Origin of the sequence: Lewinella sp. 4G2 (assembly GCF_001625015.1) — a bacterium.
Classification (GTDB): Bacteria; Bacteroidota; Bacteroidia; order Chitinophagales; family Saprospiraceae; genus Neolewinella.
Map to the genome: position 1 here is coordinate 621,869 of NZ_LVWJ02000014.1, position 23,877 is coordinate 645,745.

The window sequence follows — 23,877 nt, forward strand, 5'->3', positions numbered from 1 at the left end:
GTCATGATCCAAATCACGCCCCTCCAGCCTTTTGGCTGTTCAATTACCTCCGTCGATCTCCGTTCCGCCAGCGATCAGGAAGCACTGACCATTCGCAATGCCACCGCGACCCACGGCTTTGCGGTGATTCGTGACCAGCACGATCTGGGCGACACTTCCTTTGCTTCGTTCCTCCAGCAACTCGGCCCCTCCATGTTCACGAAGGGGGAGACGGCCGTGGCGGGCCACCCCTCCCTAAATTTGGTGACCAACGTCGGCCGCGATCGCCCGCCGCGTTCCGTCTGGCACACCGATACCAGCTACGTTCCCCAGCCGCCGGCCTTCACCGCGCTGCGGGTTATCCACGCGCCGGAGTCGGGTGGAGAAACCCTTATTGCCGACCAGCTAGCCGCCTACGATGAGCTTTCCGAGGACCTGAAAGCGAGGTTCAAAGAGTCCACCGTTCTGCACGGGGCTACCGGGGTCGACGACGATGCCTCCTGCCACCACCCCTTATTTCGGCGGCACTCGGAAACGGACCGTACCGCCATCTTCCTGTCTACCCCGCAGCGGTGCACGGCCATCTCCGGGGTTCCGGCGCAGGAGGCTGAGCAAATAATCAAGGACTTGTACGCTTTCGGTACCCAGGACCAATTCGTCCACCGCCACGCCTGGAAAGCGGGCGACGTCCTGATTTGGGATAACCGCCGGACCCTGCACCGGGGCGATCACTCGGCCGTTATCGGTGATCGGGTGCTCCATCGTGGTATGGTCCGGGGAGAGGCGCCGCTACCCGTTTAGCAGCGCATCATCGGCCAGTTAAATAGGCTGCTCATCAATGGCTTGGGCGCTGCCGCGGGTGCAATGCAAGGATCAAGTAAATAATGGAAGGGCCTGAACTCAGGGACAAAACCCTTAGCCTCGGTTAACCGCTGCGAGCCACATCCGTCGGGTCACCTCTCGTAGCTCAAGGTCCGCGGCTTCGAGCATGGTGGAGATCATACTCTTCTCACCAAACGACCAGAAAAGCCCCGCCTCCAGCAAATAGGGCACCCCGGTGGATTGGTCAACCCGGAAATCGTAAAGGGAATAATCCCTACAGCCGAGGGCACGGTGCATCGTTAGCATCATGGTGCCTAACTGTTCCGTAAGAGCGTCATCTACTGCGGCGGGGCAGACGGCAGGCACGTTCTCCTTCGCCGATTGCCCGGCAACGTGACCATCCTCATCCGTGCGAAGCTTATCCTCCGCCAAACGGATGGGGTGCTCATCGTTTACCAGGTACTCAATGAAGGGCAGTACCCGCAGGGTGCCGTCCAACTCGATCACCGCGCCCCGGATCTCCCGGCCGGGAATGTATTTTTCTACGATTACCTCATCGTCGTACTGGCCCGCCAACCGCAGTGCCGCTTCCATTTCCGTAGGGTTTCGGACCAAAGTCAGCCCATCAGAATTATCGGACTGGTTGGGCTTAACGATCAACGGGAAGCCCAGGGCGGACCAGTTTTTCTCCGCACGGGTATTGCTTCGCAGGTCGATCAGCAAACCCGGCGCCACCCGCACGCCCCGGTCGTTGGCAATCAATCGGGTAAGGTGCTTGTTCTGCGCTACGGTCAGCACCTCACTACCAGAACCCACCATCGGGTAGCCGAGGACATCCCCAAAAAGAGACCGGTAAGCCGTGAGGCCGGCGGGGCAGAACAGGTGGGGTACGACCAAGTCGATCTGCGGTAGACTTTGTAGGACTACGCTCAAATCCTGAGGTTCCGGTTGCGGTTCGGGGCTATCGCTCAGCGACCATTTCCCCGAAGGGTAAACGATCAAGAACAGCAGTTCGAAACCCACGGGTTGGACGACCGAACTTGCGTAGAGCAGCGAGAGCTCGTAGAAGAACTCCAAGGTGGGTGACCCCATCACTTGCAGGGCGACCAATTTTGACGTGTCATGGTTAATCTCCACCTACCTCCGCGATTTTACCAATGTTGAAATCGATGTGGGTCCAGTCTCTATCTTCAATGAGGCTGCGCAGCAACAGCATGGGAATCTGCACGTGGTTGATGAAGAAAAAAGGCAGCGGGTCCTCCCAGCTAAAGACGGCCTCTTTACCGCTCAGGATGCGGTTCAGGATGAATTCTACCTCTTCTATTCCCTCTGCCTTCCATAGGCGGTGAAGCTCGTGGTACCACCAGAAAGTGGGTTGGGTTCTGCTCAAGGGCCTCCATTCCTTTTCTCTTCTACTATCGCTTTCCCAGTACGCCAACGCTGCCTCTGGTTGATCGTGAAACAGCGTGATGGCCGAGTGCGTGCGTGGATTACACTCGATGGGCATGACCTCCCCGTCGTCTCGAATGATGAAGTCGAAAGAGGCCTGCCCCGTCCCGCCCAACTTACGGGCGAAGGTCTCCACCCAAGCGTGTACGTTGGGTAGATCAAGCATATCGTAGTTCACCTGAAAGGGTGACGAATCCGAGCAGATGTACAGCATCAGCTGGCCGTCCCTGATCGTAGAATGAGTACAAACCTCCCGGCCTTCGACGAATTCCTGGAGCACCCAGGGATGGTTCGGCGTAATGGGCAGGCCGGCAATTCGCTCGCGATATCCAGGGTGCGGCAACTTGCGCAGATCGAGCCGGAAGACCGGATCGTACTTGATGCTCTTCAGGATGTACCGTTTACCCTCCGGGAACGAAAAATTGAGCAAGTCCTCCGTTGATTCAAAGCGGTGGGCCTCGGGGGCGGAAAGGCCAAAGGATCGGCACATCTCCCCAAAGGCGAACTTATCGTCTAACGCTTCGATCACATCCTCATCAAAATGGAATACTTCCGCATACCGACTCAATTGGGGTTTAATGCGGGCGTCATGCAGCGCCGCAGCCGGGCTGGCTACGGGAACGACGAGGTCCACGTTTTCCTCAACGATGATGGATTCCAGGGCGCGGCCGTAGGCGCTGCTATCACCGTTGGAGAATTTTGGAATCACGTGAAAGGCCGCAACGGACTCCGAAAAGCGCGTCCCACAGTACCGATAATCGGGTGTCTCTACGGCCACAACCCTATCTCCCAACGAATGAAACATCCTGGCCAATTGCAGGCACTTGGTCATCTTCCCACCGGTCAGCAGTACGGTTCTACCGGACGGGCGGACGGGCGGACGTTCCCGGAACGACAACCTTACTACGGCCACCGCGGTCAGCAATGCTGCCGGCACGGCACAAAGCGTTAGTACGGCCAGCGCACCAAGTGTTTTAATCCTCATGGCGGCGCTTAACTAATCCGTCGGATTAAAGTGAGCCCATCGCGGATGGGGAGCAACACCTGTTCCACGCGCTGGTCCTGATTAACCATATCGTTGAAGTGAATCAGCGCCTCACCGTTCTCGCTCACTTTTTCACGGGCGTATACTTGGCCTTGGTACAGTGTGTTGTCCACGCAGATTAAGCCGCCAACCGGTACGAGGTCGTGGTCAAGCAGGGTTTGGAAGTAGTTCAGGTAGCCTTGTTTATCGGCGTCGATGAAGACCAGGTCAAAGCGCTGTCCTTCAGCAACGAGTTCATCGAGGGTATCGGAGGCTGGCCCGACGCGGATGCTCACTTTCTTCCCGGCGGGGCTGGCCCGTAGGTGGCGCTCGGCGAAGCCGGCCGCAAAAGCGTCGTATTCACAGGCAATCAACTGGCCATCCGCAGGCAGTGCCTCCGCCATAGCTAACGAAGCGTAACCGGTAAACGACCCGATCTCTAGGATTCTTTTCGCCCCGGAGATCGCCACCAGTAGCCGCAGGAACTGCCCTTCCAATTTACCGGAGACCATTTCCTGTTCCAGCTCCAGGGAAGTTTGCCCCGCATCGAATGCCGCTTTCCAATTGATGGCGCGCGTAGCCGTTTCCAGTGCCTCCAAAGATGCCGACGGCGCCGTAGAGCTCCGCTCCAGGTAATCTTCCAGCGGGGCGGCGAGCGAATGGCAGCGACCTAGAGCCGCCAACCAGTTCGCTTCGGTCGCAGTGGCTACCATATTCTCGTGGAGGCTTTCTATTTCCGCTGCCAGAATGGAATGCGGGGTAACGGGGCGAGCAGTTAGCATCGGCGGAAGGTTTGCTTTAGGCGGAAAAATAGTCGCGGATCGGGATGCTCTCGGCGGAAGCGTAAACGGCATCGGCAATGTTATCTACCGGCGTTCCCCGGTGGTTCTCCCCGAGGGTAGCAATGGTGTAGATGCCGGCGCCCTTAGCGGAAAGGATGGAGTTGATGGAATCCTCTACCGCCACGCAGTCGTCTGCTTTTACCCCGAAGTGCTTCAGCGCCGCCTGGTAGATATCCGGTGCGGGCTTACCCTGGGGCGCGTCCTCAGCGTGGAAAATGTGGTCGAAATCATCAGCGGAAAGTCTCTCGCCCGCCGCCGTCAACAGGGCTCCCGTGTTGTCTTTCGACGTTGAGGTAACCCAGGCAACTTTCGCGCCGGACTTCTTTGCAGCCCGGATCAGGTCGACTACACCGGGCCGGGGCGATACTTTTTGATCTACGATCGACTTACCGGCCAGGTCCGTCTTACTGGTGTGGATCTTGTTGATTGTATCCTCGGATAGCTCCTGCCCCGTCGAAGCGGCCAGGGTTTCCAAGCGGTGGATACCCCCGCTCGTCTGCAGTAGCTTTTTGTAAGTGGGCAAGGTCCAGTGCCAGTTCAAGCCCTGGTCTTTAAGTGCCTGGTTGTAGGCCTGGCGCTGGAGCTCCGAAGTCTCGGACACAACCCCGATGGACCCAATGAAGAGTACGGATGGTTTCATTAGTTAAGTAGTTATAGAGGTGATGAGATTCCCGCGCAAAAGCGCAGTATTTTTCGCTAAACAGGATGGTTAAGAAACCGTGGCAATAGCCGGTTTTTTGATCGGTTCGAAGTGGCCGGTTACCGAAGGATTTTCCAGGCCAACTTCGTGGCAGTGCGCTTCTACACCCAGTCCCTGGCGGGGGAACAATTCACATAGTTGTTGGTAATCGGCGAGTGCGGAAGCGAGGTCTTCCCGGGTAAGTTCATTGAGGTAGCCACAGGTACCAATGCCTCCTTTCGGTAGCGGAGCGGCTAGGTTGCCACCGCGTTTCTGCGTCACGCGCTCCTGTGCTTCGAAGATCAGGTCGCTTTCCTCCAGAACGGGGTGCCAGAGACTAAGCTCGAAGTTGCTGATCAAGCGCATGATCCGGTCCCGTTCCTCGGCGGTGATCCACCCCTGCAGGTAGCTGAGGTAGGCGCCGAATCCCATCCCACAACCCACGGCGTGGCCGTGTAGCATGCCCGATGGAATTTCGAAGCCCGGCGACCAGGTATGCCCGTACGCATGGGGGCGGCACTGGTGGGTTTCGTAAAGGTTACCGTACTCCGCCTCCACGTAACTCCGCATCGCGGCGGAGAGCACCCGGTTCCCCCGTTCCTTCAGGTCTGCGGAATTGGTATCCGCGCCAAAGTGGGTATCCACCAGCGCGAAGCCGGTTTCCTCCAGCAATTCAAATAGGGCCAGGTCCTTTACGACGGCCATCTTAATGATCTCGGCGACGCCGTGCCGCATCCACCCCTTGCGCAAGGAGCGGAAGAAGGTCCGGTCCGTGATGGTCATCACGGGCGCGTGGTAAGCGCCGAACAGGTTTTTGTAGCCGTGCCCGTCGCAGCAGGTACGGGGGGAAGGCCCGGCATCAATTCCAGCAACAATTGAGGTGGCCAGCATCACGTAGGGGGTATTTCGGTGGTACAGGGCGCAGGCCAGGCCGGCGGTATCCGCCAGTACTCCACCTCCGACTACCAGGACCGGCTCCTCGCGGGATACACCGGCATTCTTGAAATCACCGAGGAGTAGTTCGACCATTCTGATGCCCTTATCCACTTCCATGGCGCGGTACACCAGCTTGGTCAGTTTGATCCCGTGGTAAGCAAAGTAAGCGTTAATCTCCTCACCGTAGTGCTCTTCCACATTGGCATCGACGACGCTCACGCAGCGGCCCAGTGGTTGGTAAAGCTTCAGCAGTACGTCACTCTCGAAGTTCAGTACGTCCTCGGTGATGAGGATTTCGGTCATGGCTGACGTCGACATCACGGCTTCGATGCGCTGCCCGTCGCCTTCGTAGGTGACCTGACCCGAAGAATTACGGTAGCTCGAGGTGGGGTAGATCGCGTGTGGATCCTCCTCTTCCAGCCGGGAGAAAAGTTGCTCGTAGAACTCCCGCTTCCCCCCTTTCAGCAATAGCTTCTTAAGGGCATTTTGGCCGTTTGGTCCCGTTCGCACGTCAGCGGCGAACCGTTCCCACGTGAGTAGCTCGGTGGGTGTCAGGTTGGCCGCAAGCCTGGTGAGTAGCGTAAACAACTTGCCTACGGGCATCGCGTAGACCGTCTTCAGTTGCCGCAGCGCGGATACGGATTCAACGCCGAGACCGGCAGCGCTACTGCTGTGAGAGAAGCCCTCAGAAAAGGCATCGGCCTGGCGAAGCAGCTCGACCAAAACACGAAAGCTATTGCTCTCTAACGTTGATTGTAGTGACTCGGGAGTAGGTAATTGTTTAAAGGCGCTGGCAATTCTTGTAAGCAAAACAGTGAATTTAGGTTAGGATAATTGTGGGTCACAAAGCCCTCGCAATACATAATTGCGGGCCTAACTGAAGTCGCTGCAGAAAGTTTATCGACAGTTTTTCCCAACAATTGGATCGCGTGATTAACAATATCACTACGAGAATCCTGCAATTATTCATACTGATTGGCGGCTTCTCGTACCATGATTTCAGATCCATTCGGGCGCTGCCGCAGGTGCCACATTGTGTGGCAAGAACGCAAAAGGATGCCCTGACGAATCATTCGCCTGCGCCCTAAAATTGGGTATCAGAAATCAATGTTGGCGCTAGCTGACGGTGTACCCACCCAGTCCAATATTAGCTCCCTCGCCGGGCACCAGATCCAACAATGCCCTCACCCTAAAGGACTACTAAACGGCTCTAACTCCAGCGCATCCTCCCCCCACCCCTACGGATACTAAACCAATAAAACACGTCCCGCCCCCGCGCGTTACCTTCGTGGCTGCTTTTCATCACTCCCGTAGCCGGTAGCTCATGCGCATCAAAGTAGGCATCTTTTTCGGCGGCCCCAGCCGCGAACGTGAAATCTCTTTCGCCGGCGGGCGGACGGTCTACGACAACTTGGATAAGGCCCTCTTCGAGCCCGTCCCCATCTTCGTGGATAGCCACCGCAAGTGGCACCTGCTGGACTGGCAGTACCTCTACCGGGGCACGATCCGCGACTTCTTCCCACCCATCGACCTGGCACCCGCGTCAGCGCATGGGTTCCAAGTGTACCAGGAAAGCTTGGGGCCTTTGGATGAGCTCAGCCTCGAAGCCATGGGCAAGAAAATCGGCCGCCGCCTCCGCCGCCACGAACTGCCGGAACTGATCGACGTCGCTTTCCTCGCCCTCCACGGCGAATACGGGGAGGATGGCCAACTCCAAAAAGAACTCGAATACGCGGGCATCCCCTACACCGGCTCCGGCGTGGAGGCCAGCGAGATCGGAATGGACAAGGCCGTCCAGAAACAATTAATGCAGGCAGAAGGCTTCCCTTCCCCGCCCATCCTCGTCATCGAAAACGGTGATTTCGACGGGCGCCAAGTCCAGGAACACTACTACGCTGCGGAGCAGGAGATTGGCTGGCCCATGGTCGTGCGCCCCGCCCGACAGGGCAGCTCCATCGGGGTGGCTATCCTTAAAGAATCCGACGGGCTGGAAGGCTTCGAGCGCGCCGTTAACGCGGCCTTCTTCCGGGAGCTCCTCCCCCTCAATGAATACGAGGCCCGCGATGAATTTGAGCGCCTCGAATACGTCCGCAACCTCAGCGATCTGCGCGACGGCGTGGCCTTCCCCATGGACGCCAAACGGGGCGAACGGGAGATCACCCTCTACACCCCCGACGAACTTTTCGACTACCTCGAAACCGCCGTGGCCGACCCGGCCGGCTACCCCCTCGTCGTGTTTACCGGCCACCAGTCCGAGGAACGTGTCATCGTGGAAGGTTTCATCGACGGCAAGGAGTTTTCCACCATCGTGCTGCGGACGCCCGATGGCCGCGCCGTCGCCCTCCCCCCCACCGAGATCGTCAAGCCCAGCAGCGAGCTCTTCGATTACCGCTCCAAGTATATGCCCGGCCGCAGCCGCAAGGTTACGCCGATCGATCTGCCGACCGAACGCATCCAGGCCATCCGCGCCGAGTGTGAGCGGCTCTACGAAACCCTCGGCTTCCACGTGTACGCACGCATCGATGGTTTCCACACCAAGAGCGGGGAGATCTTCCTCAACGACCCGAACACCACGTCGGGGATGATGCCCTCCAGTTTCTTTTTCCACCAGGCGGCGGAGATCGGCCTCAACCCCAGTCAGTTCCTCACCTTCATCATTCGCCAGTCTTTGCGCGAACGCGGGTCCGGAGCAAAGGGGATGGAGGTCGCCCAGGAGTTGGGGACCGCGCTCGACGCAGCGATGGACGCCGCCAAGTCCGCCGCCAACGTCAAGGAGAAAATTGGGGTGATCCTCGGTGGCCCCAGCTTCGAACGCCACATCAGCGTAGAGTCCGGCCGCAACGTTTTTGAGAAACTGGCGTCGAGCGAAGGCTACCGCCCCATCCCCCTCTTCCTGGAAGCCACCGGTAAGGGGACTGGCCGCGACGCCTACCAACTGCACCAGCTACCGATCAACCTATTATTAAAGGACAACGCCGACGACATCCGCGACAAGCTGCGCCACTCCCGCGAGCACGCCGTCATCGCCGAGATCCGGGATGCCTGCGAAGACATTACCGACCGGTACGCGGACCGCGATGTCGTTTTCCACCCCGAACAGATTGAGTGGAAGGACCTGCCCCGCCTCGTTGATGGCGCCTTCATCGCCCTCCACGGCCGGCCGGGAGAGGACGGGCAAATCCAGTCCATCCTCGAACCACTGGGGATCTACTACAATGGCTCCGGCATCGCCAGCAGCCGCGTGACGATTGATAAGTTCGCCACCCTCCGCACTCTCCAGAAAGCAGGATTACCCGTCACCGAACAGTGGCTCGCCCCCGTTGCGGAATTTCGCGCGGACGAGATGGCTTTCTACGACCAGGTGGAGCAGCGCTTTGGCTACCCCCTCATCGCCAAACCGGTGGATGACGGCTGTAGCTCCGCCGTCGTCCTCATCAAGGACCGGCAGGAACTCATCGCCTATACCCACCTGACCTTCCGCCCGGCCGGCCTCAACGAACGGGCCGCCCGCAAGGAGTTAAAGGTCAACGCCAAAGATGAGTGGCCGAGTGGCAAGGAAACCATCCTCTTCGAACGGGCCATCACCGCTGAGGGGGCCGCAAAGTTCCTGGAGATTACCGGTGGCATGCTCACGCACTACGGGGTGGACGGAGAAGTCCGTTACGAAGTATTCGAACCCAGTGAGACGCTGGCTGGCGGAGAGATCCTCAGCCTCGAGGAGAAGTTCCTGGCCGGAGAAGGGCAAAACCTGACGCCCGCCCGCCTGGGGACGGACCAACACAGCTACGCCATGATCGCCGGCCAGGTGAAGGCCGACCTCGAAAAGGCCGCCCGCGCCGTCGCCGTGGAGGGGTACTGCCGCATCGATGCTTTCGTGCGAATCCAACCCGACGGTACGGCCGTTACGGTACCCATCGAGGTGAACAGTTTGCCGGGGATGACGCCGGCTACGGCCATCTTCCACCAGGCCGCCCTGGCCGGGTACCAACCGGCGGAGTTTATTGCCCGCATCCTCGCCTACGGGAAGTCCCGGCGGGATCGGTCGCTGGCCGCGAAAAAGCCCGTTACCCCTACTCCAGCTGCCGCTACTACGGCCGCTACCATAATTCCTACCGCTGAGGCTCAGTCCTCCGTATCCGCCCCATCTACCGGTGCGCTTCCTACGGACCCGGCACCTGCGGCAGCGCCCACCGCCGGAGGCAGTAACGCGGCAAAATTGTCCGGTGCTGCAGCAGTAGCAACGTCCGGAACCGTTTACGATAAATTAATGGCGGATGAACCGACCGCCACTACCCCCGCTACCCCCGCTACGCCCATGACCGCCGATGCACCCGTTAAAACTGGCTTCGTACCCAGTACCCTGGCCCTCCTGAAGAGTGGCTACCTGTGGAAGAACATTGCCGCAATGTTGCTCTTCTTCCTGCTTTGTTTCTTCGTGGTCAAGTACGGCATCCAGGCGTACACGAGCCACGGGGCCAGCCTCGAACTGCCCGATTTCGTGGAGATGCAACGCGCGGACGCCGAAGCCCTCGCCGATGACCTCGGCCTCAAACTCAAATTTGAAAAGGGCGCTTTCGACCCCAGCCGCCCACCGGGGACGGTGACGCGGCAGCACCCCAAGGCGGGCGCCGGCGTGAAGCGGAACCGCAGCATCTACCTCACCATCCTCACGGACGAGGCGCCGATGATCAAACTACCGCCATTGACGGGCGAATACGACTATACACAGTACACGACCCGCCTTTCGCGGATGGGCGAGATCTCCTCCAAGATCCGCGAACAGGTGTACGACGGCAAGCAGGAAGAAAACACGATTCTCCACTTCTTCTACGGCGACCAAAAGATCACCGAGGATGACCTGAAAGGGGGCCGTGTAGAAGTGCCGAAAGGTGCTGAGTTGGAGTTCGTCGTGACCGTCCGGGAAACCGGCGAGGTGAAGGTGCCCAGCCTCCGCTGCAAGACCTTTGGCGAGGTAGAATTCTTGCTCGATGGCTCCGACCTCATCGTCGGGAACATCTACGGCAACGTAGCCAGCCGGAGTGATGCATACGTCGTGCGCGTAGAACCCAGTGAGGGCACGATGGTGCCGGTGGGTTCCAAATTCAACGTTTACCTCTCCGATAGCCGGCCCGCCAATTGTGACTAAGTAGCTGACCATTAGGCATAAAGGTTGGTTGGACCCGTTTTGACGCCAATAAGTTGGCACTGATATCCGAACCGATGATGGTTTATGAGAAGCACTGGGGAAGACCATAAAAGGTCTGTCCCCACAAATTATTCTCCGAGCCCCGGCGTTGTATACCCCCAAGAACAGAACATGATTACAAGATTACTCGCTACGACGGCCCTGTTTATTTTGGCGCTGACCAGCCTTGCGGCCCAGTTCACCATCCAGCCGCTCGGCGGATACGACACGCCCGGGAGTGATGCTCAAGGAACACCGGTGGAAAAGGTCGATTGCCAACCGATAGACGAAACCGCCTTCACCTTGCTCCGGCCCGGAGCGTCGCTGGAGCGGCTGATTCAGCCGGACACCTTCAACCTTGAAGGCCCCATCACCTACGCCTGCCAGGGCTGTAACGTGGCGGCGGGTGGCCAGGCCCTTTTGCGCCGGGATACGCTGATCTACACCGCCAATGCGGACGTGGAAGAAGTGGCCGACACCCTCATCGTACAGGGTTGCGGAAGCGATGGCGAATGTGGCGAAGAGACGGTGATTGTTATCGTCGTCCAGCGAGAAGGCCGCACCGTCAACCTGCCCACGCAAACCGCGCAACCAGGGCAGAAAATCAACGTAAGCGGGCCGGCTGATGACTTTGCGCGCAAGGCTTTCTGCCGCTCCATCGAAAACTGCGCGCCGGATTACCTCGGCCGCGACCAACGTTTCTTCTTCATCAATAGCCAGGCGGAAAGCAACGATTTTGCCTACACGGCCGCGCGCTACGGTGGTACGGATGCCGTGTGCATTCAACTCTGCACTGCATTTGGTTTGTGCGACACTTACCGTACGGAGATCAACATCAACCGTCCCAGCCTGGGCCTCCCCTTCGTGGATGATTTTAGTGAAGATAACTTCCGCCCGGACGCCAGCTTGTGGCAGGACCGGGACGTGCTGATCAACCGGACCTTTGCCCAGCAGCCGCCATCGGTAGGGGTAGCGACCTTTGACGCCGTCGCGTCGGATGGAGCAGCCTACGCTATTTCCGGCAGCAACCGGCCGGCCGTCCGGGACTACCTTACTTCCGCGCCCCTCAAAATGAACGGGCAGGATGGTGCGGCCCTCAGCTTCTTTTTGCAACCCCGTGGTTTGGGTAACCGGCCTGAGCGACAGGACAGCTTCGTCGTCCAATTCTTGCACCCGGAGGGTGATTTCCGCACGGTCCTGGGCGTTGGCGGCCGCTCCACTACGGAGCCGAGCACGGTCCCCCTCCCCTTCGAGCCCTACCTCATTATGCTCGACGCTGACTACCTCTATGACGGTTTTACCTTCCGTTTTGCCAACAAGAGTAGCGAACGAGGAGCGGTAGACATGTGGCACCTCGACTACGTCAAACTGGCCCGGGAAGACAATGATATCACTACGGATGATTTGGCGCTGACGCAGGTGCCGGGTTCGGTACTGGGGCCACTTACGAGCCTCCCGTTGCGCCACTTCCAGGCGGCGGACGATAACCTGGTAGCTCCGGGGATCGAAGTTGGAGTATTCAACGTATCCGACGGAGCCATTGAACTCTCCAGCGGAAAGGAAAGTGAGATCACGGTCCTGACGCCGGATTTCAACGTAGTTGCCCTCGGCAACCTCCAGAATGCGGACGTCACGAACCTCCCCAATAGTTTTCCTTCCCTGACGACCGTTGACCGGCCACTGAACGAAAATTGGACCGGGCTCAGCGCAGTGGAGAATTACCTGAATGGCCTGCCGCTTACGGAAGAGCCCGTAATTCTGGATACCCGCTTCACCCTCTCCCCGGCGGGTGGTGCTGAATCCAGCTCGCCCGGCTTCTTGAAAACCCGCGAAAACAACGAACTCTCCACACTCACGATTCTGGACGAGTACATGGCTTACGACGATGGCTCCGCCGAAGCGACCATTGAGTTGACGGAGGGGACGGTCACGCTCCAACGTTACGTCGCGTACGTGGAGGATGAACTGCGCGGCATTCAAGTGCGCATCCCCCGGGGCCTGGCCAGTTTCGGTAACCAGCAACTGCGGTTGGTCGTCTACTCCGGAGACGCGGAGCCGGACGAACTGATTTACAGCGAAGATTTTGACATCGTCGTACCGGAAGACATCCTGCGCGACTCCCTCGAAGGGTTCACGACCTACATTTTTGATACACCGTTCCCCCTTACCGAAGGCGTATTCTTTGTGGGGTGGGAACAGCAGCGGAGTACCGTCCCCGTCGGAATTGGCTACGACCGAAATACGGCGCCCGCAGCGGGCACGCAATGGTTCAACTTTGGTAGCGGTTGGCGGCAACTGGCCGGCAGCGTCTCGGGTGCTTTGATGCTCCGCCCTCTGCTGGGTGGTTTCGAAGGCTTTACAACTAGCACACCGGATACGGAACTAGCTACCTCACTCATTGAAGTGTTCCCTAACCCTACCGACGGTGAACTACGCATCCGCCCAACGGGTGATCTACAATTGAACAACCTGCAATTGCAGCTATTCAGCGCGACGGGCGCTTTATTGCAATCTGCCACTGGTGTGGATCGTCTCGACCTGCGGAGTTACCCGGCCGGTCTCTACCTGCTGGAGGTGACGGACGGTGCGCGGCGCAGCCAACACAAGATCATCCGCCAGTAATACGAGCTTGTTTCCCGATCAATTTTACCCGAATGCCGCGGCCGCTAATCTAAAGCAGCCATCAGGCGTTCTCTCGAAAAAATAGATACCACTATGGACGCAACGATCCAGGAACTGAAAGAAAGAGAAGCGGGAGATAAGAAGGACTACGTCCTGCTAGACGTGCGTGAAGATTACGAGCGCAGTGAATTCAACATTGGCGGTGTCCACGTACCGCTGGGCGACCTCATGGGTTCCCTAGATAAATTGGCCCCCCATAAGGACGAAGAGATCATCGTTTACTGCCGTAGTGGTAAGCGTTCGGCGATGGCCGCCCAGTTGTTGGGTCAGTCCGGCTTCAGCAATGTCCGTAACCTGGAAGGAGGGATGTTGGCGTGGCTGCGGGAGGCTTAGAGCTAGCGTTTGACGACGCGGGCGTCGAAGCCTTTTCTTTTGAGTTGGGCAACGAGTTCGTTAGCGTCAGCTTCCGTGGCGCGGCGACCGACAACCGCCATGGCGTAAGCGCCACCCGTTGATTTTTGAACGATGCTTTCCCCGAAGCCGGCCTTCTTCAGCTTTTTGACCTGATTCTCCGCGTTGAGGAGTTGGCGAAAGCTACCCGCCTGCACGGTGTACGCGCCGGCGCGGTCGGCCAGCACTTCGCGGGTTACGTCATTGTCCATGCCGGAGAGTTCCACGTCTTCATCGGCGTCCATGAAGTTGGTAGCGTCAGTTCCGTCTGCGGTGACGACCTGGGATTCCGGTACGCGCTGAAAGTAGGTATCCAGATCGGGCTCCGAAGCCTCGGCTTCCGTTGAATTACCCGTTGCGGGAGGAGGTGCTGTCCGCAGTTGATTTTGCGCAACGGCCCGGTCGGCTACCATTGCCGTAGTGGCGTAACCGGGGCCGGATGGGGCCGTCGTCAGTGCAGCGTACAGTAAGTAAGCCAGCGTACCGAGACAGACGACCAGAATGATGGGGATGAGGATGGGCGTATTCCGCATGGGGCAAAAGTTAAAATTCGGCGAATTATCTGCCGGAGCGCAATAATCGGGACGAAGACGGTATTATTGTGAACACGTACGAAAAACGGATTGCACTTCTGTTTCGTTTTCCGTGCGATCAAGAATTGTTTAAGTGTTTGCTTTTTGGAAAGACCGTTTTCGGAGGCGCCCAACAGGGCGCCTCTTTTTTTTGTCCGCTCACAAAGGCTCCCAACATGATATTGGGCCACAATTCATACAAACTTAGGCCCAAAGCTACTTACTCCCGGACTCAATTCCTGTTTACACACGGGCTGCCCCCGCTACCTTTGGCGCCGAAACCATATTGGGCAGGCAGTGTTTGGGGCTGCGTTGACCCCTCCCACGTTAAATCTTTCCGTAGCAGTTATGTCCAAAACCGTTTTAGAAGACCCCACCGCCGCGACCCGCAAGGAAGACCACATCGAATTGGCGTTCCGTTCGCAGGTGACGGGTTTGGACGAGCGCTTCGATTACGAACCCATGCTCGCCGCTCACCCGGCCCCCGGCTCGCTGGAGGCCGTGGCCTTCGGGAAGCAAACCATGGCCGCCCCGCTCTGGGTGAGTAGCATGACGGGAGGTACGGAGAAGGCGCTCACCATCAACCATAACCTGGCGCGAGCCTGTAACGAGTTTGGTTTGGGGATGGGCCTAGGCTCCTGCCGCCCTCTGCTTTACGACCATGACCGGCTCCAGGATTTCGACGTGCGGCCCCTCACCGGCCCGGACGTCCCTCTATACGGGAACCTGGGGGTAGCGCAGATCGAAACCTTGCTGGATCGGGGCCACCTAGGTAACATCACCCAGTTGGTCAGCACCCTGCAGTTGGATGGTTTGATCATCCACGTCAACCCACTGCAGGAGGCGATGCAGCCGGAAGGGGATGTGTTTCGGGATACCCCACTCAACATCGTCAAGGCAACACTGGAGGGCTTGCCCGACTTACCCATCATCGTAAAGGAGGTAGGGCAAGGAATGGGCCCCGCCAGTCTCAAGTCCTTACTAGAACTCCCCTTACTCGCCGTCGATACTGCCGCTGGTGGTGGGACCAACTTCAGTAAACTGGAACTCTTCCGCAGTGACGAGTTGCGGCGCGCTGCCTACGAACCCCTCGTCAAGGTGGGCCACGGCGCCCGGGAGATGGTGGAAATGGTTAACCACATCGCCATTAATGAGGACGGTAGCCTCAATGAAGACATCAAAACGCAGCACTTAATCATCAGTGGCGGCGTCAAGGATTTTCTGGAGGGGTACTACCTAACTGAGCGGTCCGTACTTCCGGCCATCTACGGGCAGGCGTCTGCCTTCTTGAAGTTTGCCCGGGAGGATTATGCGACGCTGCAGCGTTACGTGGCCACTCAGATCAGAGGCTTGGAATTAGCGAATGCCTACCTTCGCATCCGCATTTGAGCCCGTAGCATCGACCGACTTCAAACCTACTTCCGCCCCCAATAATTAGGGTTCGACCAACAGCAAAAGCAGCACCGATAGTGGCACAAGACCAACAACGGATCAACGGTTTCAGCAAGTTCAGTAAGGAACAACGCCGGCAGTGGCTAGCCGAACAATTTCTGGAGGACGGCGCGGCCGGCACCCTGGCTAAGTTTGACTTTTCGGACGAGGAAGTCCAACGAGTGTTTGATGGCTTCAGCGAGAATACTGTCGCCAACTTCCCCCTGCCCTACGGGGTGGCCCCCAACTTCGTGGTGAACGGCCGGACCTACGTCGTCCCAATGGTCACCGAGGAATCCAGCGTAGTGGCCGCGGCGAGTGCGGCGGCAAAATACTGGATGACCCGGGGTGGGTTCAAGACGGAGATCGTCGCTACGGAAAAACTCGGCCAATTGCACTTTCGGTGGTCCGGCAGCCCGGAGCGTCGCTCTGCGCTCCTGTCCGAACTCTGTACCCGCGTCAGCGCCCAAACGAAGGAACTGACGGCCCGCATGGAAAGCCGGGGGGGAGGCGTACGCGGCATTACCTGGAAGCACCTACCCGAAGTGGCCGACGATTGTTACCAACTGCTCGTCAAATTTGGAACGGCGGATAGCATGGGGGCCAATTTTATCAATACCGTGCTCGAGGCTTACGGACAGGAGTTGCGCCGTTGGGCGACGACCAGCCCGAGTTTGCGGGAGAGTGAGCGGGATCTGGAAGTCATCATGGCTATCCTAAGTAACCACACCCCGAACTGTATCGTCCGCGCCTGGGTAAGTTGCCCGATTGCCGACATGGCGTTGCCCGTGAACGGCGTGGACCCGCACGATTTTGCCCGCCGCTTCCGCTACGCCGTGGAGATTGCCCGGCAGGACCCGTACCGCGCCGTGACCCACAACAAGGGCATCATGAATGGCATCGATGCCGTCGTGATCGCCACCGGCAATGACTTCCGTGCCGTAGAAGCCGCCGCCCACGCCTTTGCGGCCCAGGACGGTACGTACCGCAGTCTGAGCCGGTGCCGGATCGAGCACGACCACTTCCATTTTGAACTGTCGTTGCCCCTGGCCCTCGGTACCGTAGGTGGCCTGACGAAACTGCACCCCCTTGCCAAGCTATCGCTGGATTGCCTCGGCCAGCCCAGCGCGCCGGAACTGATGAGCGTGATCGCGGCAGCTGGGCTGGCGCAGAATTTTGCGGCCGTTCGGAGCCTCGTTACGACGGGCATCCAAAAGGGGCACATGAAGATGCACCTGCAAAATATCCTGACTGAGTTTGCGGCCACGCCTAAGGAAAGGGAAGCTACCGTAGCCCATTTTGCGGACCGCACCGTTAGCTACGCCGGCGTGCGGACTTTCCTGGAAACGGTGAGGACTTAGGGTTGAGTAAACGCCGCCACCTCGCGGACTTCACCTGAGGCCAGGTCGCCCAATTGAATGCCCCCAATGCGGACCCGAACGAGCCGGATAACCGGGTGGCCGACCGCCGCCAGCATCTTCCGCACCTGCCGGTACTTCCCCTCCCGGAGGGTGACGGCAACCCAGGTAGCCGGGCCGTGGTTGGACTGGTGTTCCCGCCGAGGAGGGAAGGAGAATTCGGGCGCCGGCTCCAGTTTGCGGACGGCGCAGTGCAGCGTCCGGTATTTCTTGCCGCTAAAGCCGATCTCTACACCTTCCCGAATTTGGCGTAGAGCATCCTCATTTAATTCGCCCAGTACCCGTGCGTAATATTCCTTTTCGACGCCGGCGGAGCGGATGCGTTCGCTTTCCTTACCATCCGTCGTGAGTAGGAGTAGCCCTTCGGAATTCTCGTCCAGCCGGCCGATGGCCATGGTGCCGGGGGCAAAGTCGTAGAGTTCCCCCAGCATCCGTTTGTTCTTGCGCTTGGTGTGCTGGTGGGTGAACTGGGAGAGGACTGAGTGGGGCTTGTTGAGGAGGTAGTGGTGGTGGGTTTTGGGGTTCATGCAGAGAAGCTAAAGCGAATAAAACGCGTAATGGGCAGGTGTACCTTTCCCAAAAGTAGCCAGTGACACCCTTTACCCTCCACCAAATCACAGCACAATGAGGCCGGGGTAATGCGCCCGAAAAAATGCATCCTGCTCCGCTTCCAGAAAGAGGATGCCGTAGGTCGTCAAATGGAAGCGGGCTTCCCCTACCGAGCTAAGCGCTTCGTTCGCCAGCTTGATGATGCCGGGCTGGCGGAGGGGGCCGTCATCCAGCATCAGGTTGCCGTAGCGGCTTCCGCCGAAATCGAAACCAAATTCATCCACGGGCGGCGCGGTGGGGGTGGCCCGCAGTTGAATATCAACGATATCCGTCGGGGTGAACTGGCCCCGCGAGATAGCCGCTAGCCGCTCCAAAAATACCTTCCTCCCACCAGGCAGGTTGGCGCCATTGTAGTTGATGCTGACCATCACCCTTGGGTAATACCAAAGTACGTGGAGCCGGGAGTACACGTCAGCGTCGAGCCAGCGTGTCTCCGCGGCATTCTGTTCCGTCGTACTAAGGTGGTTCAGTAGGCCGATCGAATCCATTTGGCCGAGGAAACGACGTAAGTTTTTCGGGCTAAGGTCATTATCGTAGCTGCCCGTTCCCTTGAGGGAGATGTCGCTACTGGCGGCCCCCAACTCATTGTACTCCGGCTGGGTTAAGAGACGCAACGCAAAGTATTCGGTACGGCCTTCCGCGCCGGGGTCGGCCGGTGCGAGGAAAGCCAAGCGGTAGCGGGAGGCCCGGTCCGCCAAAAAATGGTTGATACCCGTCAGCATACTGGGGTTTGGCACGAAGCGAGCTACGGTGTCCAGCGGGTCATCGGCCAAATTGGGTGGGAAGGCCAGATTGTAAGCGTAGCGGTCTTCCCCAACCGTAAAGGAGACCCGACCCGAATCCACAAGACCGGTGCTGGTCTCGTCGGTCGCTACCTTGATCAGCTCCACCCGTAGTTCCGTGAAGTCAAAATCGGGTACTAGACCTCGCAGCGAATCGTAAACCGCGCGGTAGGCCAATTTTGGGTCCGTCGGCAACTCGTCAGTTCGGAAGCGAACGGCGGATTCTCCCAGGCTCAGGAATTCAAAGAAATCTACCAGCTCATTTGGCTGTTCTTCCGAAAGCAGGATGGCCTCCGGGTGTAGCAATTCCCGGCGGACGAGGTGATTAACGAGCAGGCGTTCTTCCCCCTTCAATTGATTGATATTGTCTTCGGTCAACGTCCGTTTCACCGCGAAGGCTAGCAAGTCCATCTCCGTGGGTAGGTCCTCGCCCGTCAGCCGGTTTTTGATGGCGGCGTGGGTAGCCTTGGAGGTGAGGCCAATCCGGAATAGCGTCTCGTTGAGTCGCGTCCGGGTTTTGCCAAATAGGCTGAATTCGTGGCCCAGGTAATCGTAGACCGTGAAGCGCTCGTCATCCTCAGCGTACGGGGCGGGCGGCGGGTGGGCCGTCCAGGAGTTTTCGACGGAGTCCGTCGCCTCAATCGCTCGCTCAATCTGGCGGCCGGGAGAGTCGGCGAGCAGCCGGCCCAGCGTAGTGTCGGGGGAGGTGCTGAAATCCTGGTTAGGGTCGGAGAGGTAGGCCCTGGCCTTGGTCCCGGTGGCACCGATCCGAAAGAACCTGTCCTTCCGCATGGCCTGGCCAATCAGGGATAGCAGATGGGTCTTCGGCCCAACCGTGCCCCCTTGCACTTTGGTGCCCAATTCCTGGGAGGTGGGGAGGGGATCGTTGCGCAGTCTTTCCAGCAGCCAATCTTGTCCGCCGGGGGTCAGCAGTTCGGTTTGCCGTACGCGTTCGAACAGGTCGTACGCACTCGGTTCAGATTGCTCCTGGGCGGATAAAAAGTTTTGGCTCACCAGCAGCAGTAGCAGTAGCAGTAGGGTGAGTAGGTGAAAACGTCTCATCTTAGGGGTTCGATGTCCCAATAAAGATAAGGGCAAATGCACAGGGGTCAACCCTCCTGCCAGCCGTACCATTGTTCACTAACTTTGCACCTGCGGCAGCGCCGTATTTAGTCGGGTAGTAGCGTAGTCAGGTAGTACCGCCTAACTACGCTACTACCCGACTACCCCACTAATTACTACCCATGCTTGCCAAACGCATCATACCCTGCCTCGACATTAAGGACGGGCGCACCGTGAAGGGCGTCAATTTCGTCAACCTGCGGGATGCGGGGGACCCGGTGGAGCTCGGTGCCAAGTACAGCTTGGCCGGGGCGGATGAGCTGGTGTTCCTGGACATCACGGCCACCCACGAACGCCGCAAAACGCTGGCGGATCTGGCCCGGGATATTGCCCGCCACCTCAATATTCCCTTCACCATCGGCGGCGGCATCAAGGCACTGGAGGACGTCGATGTATTGCTAAACGCCGGGGCGGATAAGGTAGCCGTCAACAGCGCCGCTGTGCGCCGGCCGGAACTGATCGACGAATTGGCGTATGCGTTTGGTAACCAATTCGTAGTCGCTGCCGTAGATGCCAAGTTTACGGACGGGCAGTGGGTCGTTTACCTCGCAGGAGGAAGGATCCCCACGGAGCGAAGACTATTCGAATACGTAAAGGAGGCACAGGAGCGGGGAGCGGGTGAGATCCTGTTTACGAGTATGGACCACGACGGCACGAAAGCCGGTTTCGCCAACGAAGCGCTGGCCGAAATGAGCGACCTACTGAGTATCCCCATCATCGCCAGCGGCGGCGCGGGGAGCAAGGAGGACTTCAAAGACGTTTTCACCAAAGGCAAGGCCGACGCCGGCTTGGCGGCCAGTATTTTCCACTTCGGTGAGGTGGGGATTGGCGAGTTGAAGACCTACCTGGCGGGAGAAGGGGTACCGGTGCGGTTGGTTTGAGGGTACGGAAGAACAAAGAATTCGGAGCCGTGCTCAACTACTCGTTTGGCCCCGAGAAATATGTCCAGACACAAGTTCGGTACGGAGAACTAAGCGAATGAAGGCGAATGGGTAGCCACGGGACGCCACAAGTCCTGTAATTATCTACCTTAAGGCACGCTAGAAGTCGCAACATGCCTTTCCCCACCCGCCACAAAATGGTCGCCGGCACTTTCCTGCTGGCCCTCATCGTCCTGTTTGATCGCATCATGATCTCCGTGGCAAAGGACCCGGTAGCGGCGGACCTCGGCCTTTCGGACAAAGAGATGGGTTGGGTACTGGCCATTTTTGCCTTGGGGTACGCCCTCTTTCAGGCCCCGGCCGGGGCGGCGGCGGATCGCTTTGGGCCCCGTAAGGTGCTGACGGCGGTAGTGAGCCTGTGGTCCATCTTCACCGCGTTGACGGGGGCCGCCTGGGGATTCATCAGCCTGCTGGTCGTTCGCTTCATCTTCGGGGTGGGGGAAGCGGGGGCCTTCCCGAGCATGGCGCGGGCCATCTACAGTTGGATCCCGCTGGGCGAGCGGGGAATCGTGAACGGCATCAACTTCAGCGGCGGACGGATCGGGGCGGCCATCGCTCTGCCGGTAGTAGCCGTACTGATCGACAATTTTGGTTGGCGGATGAGCTTCGTGATCCTTGGCGCCGTCGGGGTGCTCTGGGCCATCGGCTGGTACTGGTGGTTCCGGGACGAGCCGGCCGACCACAACAGCGTGCCCGCGGCGGAGTTGGCCTACATTCAGGAGAACGTTGAAGAAAAGGTCACCACGCCCGGGCCGGGGATATCCACCGGTCAGCTCTTTGGTAGCGGGAATATGTGGTTACTGATGGGGCAGTATTTCGGTAGCAATTTCACCTTCTTCTTTACGCTGACTTGGTTGTTCCCCTACCTGAAATCCACCTATTCACTCGATTTTGCGGATACGGGTTTCTACGCCGCCGCCCCCCTGCTGGCCGGCGCGCTGGGCAACTGGGCAAGCGGTTTCCTGGTGGACGCGCTGTACAAGCGGACCTCGCTGAGCCTATCCCGTAAGATCCCGGCCATGATCGGTTTCACCCTGGCGGCAGTTGGCGTACTGGCCAGTGTAGCTCAGGCGGACGTTACCCTCGCCGTCGTTTGGCTCAGTATTGCCGTCTTCGGTGCCGACATGACGCTCAGCCCGAGCTGGGCGGCCTGCGTGGACATTGGCCGCCGGAGTGCCGGCACGGTGTCGGGCACGATGAATATGGCCGGCAACCTGGGCAGTTTCTTCACGGCGCTTGCCTTTCCGTATCTGGTGGAGGGCTTTGGTTCTGCCCAACCCTTTTTCTACGTCGCGGCGGCACTGAGCGCGCTCGCCATTGTCCTTTGGTTCTTCGTGGATCTTTCCCAACCCATTATCGCTGCCCCCCAAACCGAGCAACTATGATTAAAAGAGCAGAATTAGAAGCCGTTTGCGCCGAAGCACTGGCCCTCATCGAGCAATCCGGCATTCCCATCAACGATGCCGACCGGGCGAAGATCACGGCGGCGGATTTTGGCCTTTCGCGGCTGCGGCAGGAGGGGATCGAAATCCTGACGATGTACGAAACCGACCGGGCGGCGGGGAAGATCCTCGTCCTTTTGCCCAACCAGACCGAGCCCGAACACTGGCACCCCAGCCAGGGGGACAACCCCGGTAAGGAAGAGATCATCCGCGCCGTTTGGGGAGACCTTTACTTCTACGTTGAGGGGGAAGACAATATGAAGAAAGGGTTCATCCCCGAAGGAAAGGAAGCCGTTTACACCCTCCGCCACGAGATCGACTTGCAGCCGGGTGACCAATTGGTCTTCCCGCCGGATACCCCGCACTGGTTCCAGGCGGGCCCACGGGGGGCGGTGATGTTTTCCTTTTCCACTAAGGTCGTCGACACCCTGGATGGGTTTACGGACCCGGCCATCCAGCGGGCTACGGTGATTGAGGATTGAATCCCCATTCCCATTTCTCTGGCACCTGCGGCAGCGCCTATATTGATAAACAAGCAACTAAACATATACCAACCATGAAGCAATCCATCATCACTGCCTTTCTGGGGCAAACCCGCGACCGATTTTCCGAATACCACCAACCAACGGAGTTAGAGCAACGGTTACAGACCGTCCAGCAAATACCCGGCGTGACGGGGGTGGAGGTCGTTTTTCCGTACGAGACCGGGGGCGCTGCCGCGGAGTGCAAGGCGATGGTGCAAGCGGCAGGACTTGAGTTTGCGGCCATTAACGCTAACATCAAGAAAGAACCGCAATTCGTGCCCGGAGCGCTTAGCCGGCCCAACGCGGATATCCGCAAGCAAGCCGTGCAGATCATTAAGAACGCCAAGGATTTTGCCCTTGAGGTTGGGGCGCCGCTGGTGAGTTGCTGCCCGCTTTCTGACGGTTGGGACAACCTCTTCCAGGTGGACTACCCAAAAGCATGGCGCAATATGGCGGACGCACTGGCGGAGGCGGCCGACTACCGGGCCGAGGAAATGCCCCTCTTCGTGGAGTACAAGATCAACGAAACCCGCGTCAACTGCCAACTCGACTCCTGCGCGAAAACCATCCTGATGCTGAAGGACGTCGGTGTACCCCAAATGGGCGTTACCGTAGACTTCGGCCACTCCCTCCTCGCCAAGGAAAACCCCGCCCAGGTACTCGCCCTCTGCGAACAGACGGACACGGATTACTACCTCCACACGAACGATAATGACCACTACTTTGACTGGGACCTCGTGGCCGGCAGCCGGAACTTCCTGCACACCGTGGAATTCTTCTTCTGGGCCAAGGAATTTGGTTACAACAAATACTTCACCGCCGACGCCAGCCCGCGCATCTTCGACATGGTCGATTTCTTCACCGAGCACGCCGCCATGAAAACCGCCATCTGGAACATGGTGGAACAATTGGACCGCGACAAATACCGCAAATTGATGGCCGAGGAACGGTACTCGGACCTGATGAAGCTCGTCCGCCAAGAGATCTACAAGCTCTGATCGAAAGCCCCCTCTTAGCAATGCAAAGCCCGCGACGGAATGGTTCCGTC

At 58.6% G+C, this 23,877-nt stretch carries 18 protein-coding genes; 10 read left to right on the forward strand and 8 right to left on the reverse strand.

Features of this window, described 5'->3' with window-relative positions:
* Window positions 1-3: 3 nt before the first annotated feature.
* Window positions 4-780 carry a TauD/TfdA family dioxygenase gene (locus A3850_RS04030; protein ID WP_068214445.1) on the forward strand — a complete coding sequence of 259 codons (777 nt, stop codon included), beginning with the start codon at window positions 4-6 and terminating at the stop codon, window positions 778-780.
* Window positions 781-894: 114 nt separating this feature from the next.
* Here A3850_RS04030 and A3850_RS04035 read toward each other — a convergent pair whose 3' ends face one another.
* From A3850_RS04035 to A3850_RS04055, 5 genes are all read right to left on the reverse strand, one after another.
* Window positions 895-1,911: an ATP-grasp domain-containing protein gene (locus A3850_RS04035; protein ID WP_157500876.1), complete on the reverse strand. Its 1,017-nt coding sequence runs from the start codon at window positions 1,909-1,911 to the stop codon at window positions 895-897.
* A 16-nt stretch (window positions 1,912-1,927) separates the two neighbouring features.
* Window positions 1,928-3,235, reverse strand: coding sequence for a hypothetical protein (locus A3850_RS04040; protein ID WP_068214451.1), 1,308 nt, complete (start codon window positions 3,233-3,235; stop codon window positions 1,928-1,930).
* Window positions 3,236-3,243: 8 nt separating this feature from the next.
* Window positions 3,244-4,056, reverse strand: coding sequence for an O-methyltransferase (locus A3850_RS04045; RefSeq protein ID WP_068214453.1), 813 nt, complete (start codon window positions 4,054-4,056; stop codon window positions 3,244-3,246).
* Between the two features lie 16 nt (window positions 4,057-4,072).
* Window positions 4,073-4,756: an HAD family phosphatase gene (locus tag A3850_RS04050; RefSeq protein ID WP_068214456.1), complete on the reverse strand. Its 684-nt coding sequence runs from the start codon at window positions 4,754-4,756 to the stop codon at window positions 4,073-4,075.
* A gap of 69 nt (window positions 4,757-4,825) precedes the next feature.
* Window positions 4,826-6,454 carry a sedoheptulose 7-phosphate cyclase gene (locus tag A3850_RS04055; protein WP_197493982.1) on the reverse strand — a complete coding sequence of 543 codons (1,629 nt, stop codon included), beginning with the start codon at window positions 6,452-6,454 and terminating at the stop codon, window positions 4,826-4,828.
* 601 nt (window positions 6,455-7,055) lie between these two features.
* Here A3850_RS04055 and A3850_RS04060 point away from each other — a divergent pair.
* The 3 genes from A3850_RS04060 (at window position 7,056) to A3850_RS04070 (ending at window position 13,931) form a co-directional block, all read left to right on the forward strand.
* Window positions 7,056-10,877, forward strand: a complete 3,822-nt coding sequence (locus tag A3850_RS04060) for a PASTA domain-containing protein (RefSeq protein ID WP_068214464.1) — start codon at window positions 7,056-7,058, stop codon at window positions 10,875-10,877.
* 171 nt (window positions 10,878-11,048) lie between these two features.
* Window positions 11,049-13,538, forward strand: a complete 2,490-nt coding sequence (locus tag A3850_RS04065) for a T9SS type A sorting domain-containing protein (RefSeq protein ID WP_068214466.1) — start codon at window positions 11,049-11,051, stop codon at window positions 13,536-13,538.
* Between the two features lie 93 nt (window positions 13,539-13,631).
* Window positions 13,632-13,931, forward strand: a complete 300-nt coding sequence (locus A3850_RS04070; protein ID WP_068214468.1) for a rhodanese-like domain-containing protein — start codon at window positions 13,632-13,634, stop codon at window positions 13,929-13,931.
* 2 nt (window positions 13,932-13,933) lie between these two features.
* Here the strand turns inward: A3850_RS04070 and A3850_RS04075 are convergent, their stop codons facing one another.
* A complete protein-coding gene (locus A3850_RS04075; RefSeq protein WP_068214470.1) occupies window positions 13,934-14,521 on the reverse strand; it encodes an SPOR domain-containing protein in 588 nt (195 codons plus the stop codon).
* A 387-nt stretch (window positions 14,522-14,908) separates the two neighbouring features.
* On the opposite strand from A3850_RS04075, the gene A3850_RS04080 reads away from it, so the two are divergent.
* Together A3850_RS04080 and A3850_RS04085 are read left to right on the forward strand one after the other, a co-directional pair.
* Entirely contained in the window at window positions 14,909-15,949 is a 1,041-nt protein-coding gene (locus tag A3850_RS04080) for an isopentenyl-diphosphate delta-isomerase (protein WP_068214472.1), read from the forward strand.
* A gap of 80 nt (window positions 15,950-16,029) precedes the next feature.
* Entirely contained in the window at window positions 16,030-17,352 is a 1,323-nt protein-coding gene (locus A3850_RS04085) for a hydroxymethylglutaryl-CoA reductase, degradative (RefSeq protein WP_076639922.1), read from the forward strand.
* Here A3850_RS04085 and A3850_RS04090 read toward each other — a convergent pair.
* Together A3850_RS04090 and A3850_RS04095 are read right to left on the reverse strand one after the other, a co-directional pair.
* Complete coding sequence (locus tag A3850_RS04090) at window positions 17,349-17,936, reverse strand: pseudouridine synthase (protein WP_068214476.1); 588 nt, start codon at window positions 17,934-17,936, stop codon at window positions 17,349-17,351. The two genes, A3850_RS04085 and A3850_RS04090, sit on opposite strands and share 4 nt — an antisense overlap.
* A gap of 87 nt (window positions 17,937-18,023) precedes the next feature.
* On the reverse strand, window positions 18,024-19,862 hold the full coding sequence (locus A3850_RS04095; RefSeq protein ID WP_068214479.1) for a hypothetical protein: 1,839 nt from the start codon (window positions 19,860-19,862) through the stop codon (window positions 18,024-18,026).
* A gap of 182 nt (window positions 19,863-20,044) precedes the next feature.
* On the opposite strand from A3850_RS04095, the gene hisF reads away from it, so the two are divergent.
* The 4 genes from hisF (at window position 20,045) to A3850_RS04115 (ending at window position 23,827) form a co-directional block, all read left to right on the forward strand.
* Window positions 20,045-20,803 (forward strand): imidazole glycerol phosphate synthase subunit HisF, encoded by a 759-nt coding sequence (gene hisF / locus A3850_RS04100; RefSeq protein WP_068214481.1) that lies wholly within the window; start codon window positions 20,045-20,047, stop codon window positions 20,801-20,803.
* A 173-nt stretch (window positions 20,804-20,976) separates the two neighbouring features.
* Entirely contained in the window at window positions 20,977-22,248 is a 1,272-nt protein-coding gene (locus A3850_RS04105; RefSeq protein WP_068214483.1) for an MFS transporter, read from the forward strand.
* Window positions 22,245-22,787 carry a hypothetical protein gene (locus tag A3850_RS04110; protein ID WP_082921606.1) on the forward strand — a complete coding sequence of 181 codons (543 nt, stop codon included), beginning with the start codon at window positions 22,245-22,247 and terminating at the stop codon, window positions 22,785-22,787. The genes A3850_RS04105 and A3850_RS04110 overlap by 4 nt, the downstream gene beginning before the upstream one ends.
* Window positions 22,788-22,861: 74 nt before the next feature.
* Entirely contained in the window at window positions 22,862-23,827 is a 966-nt protein-coding gene (locus A3850_RS04115) for a sugar phosphate isomerase/epimerase (protein WP_068214485.1), read from the forward strand.
* Window positions 23,828-23,877: the final 50 nt, after the last annotated feature.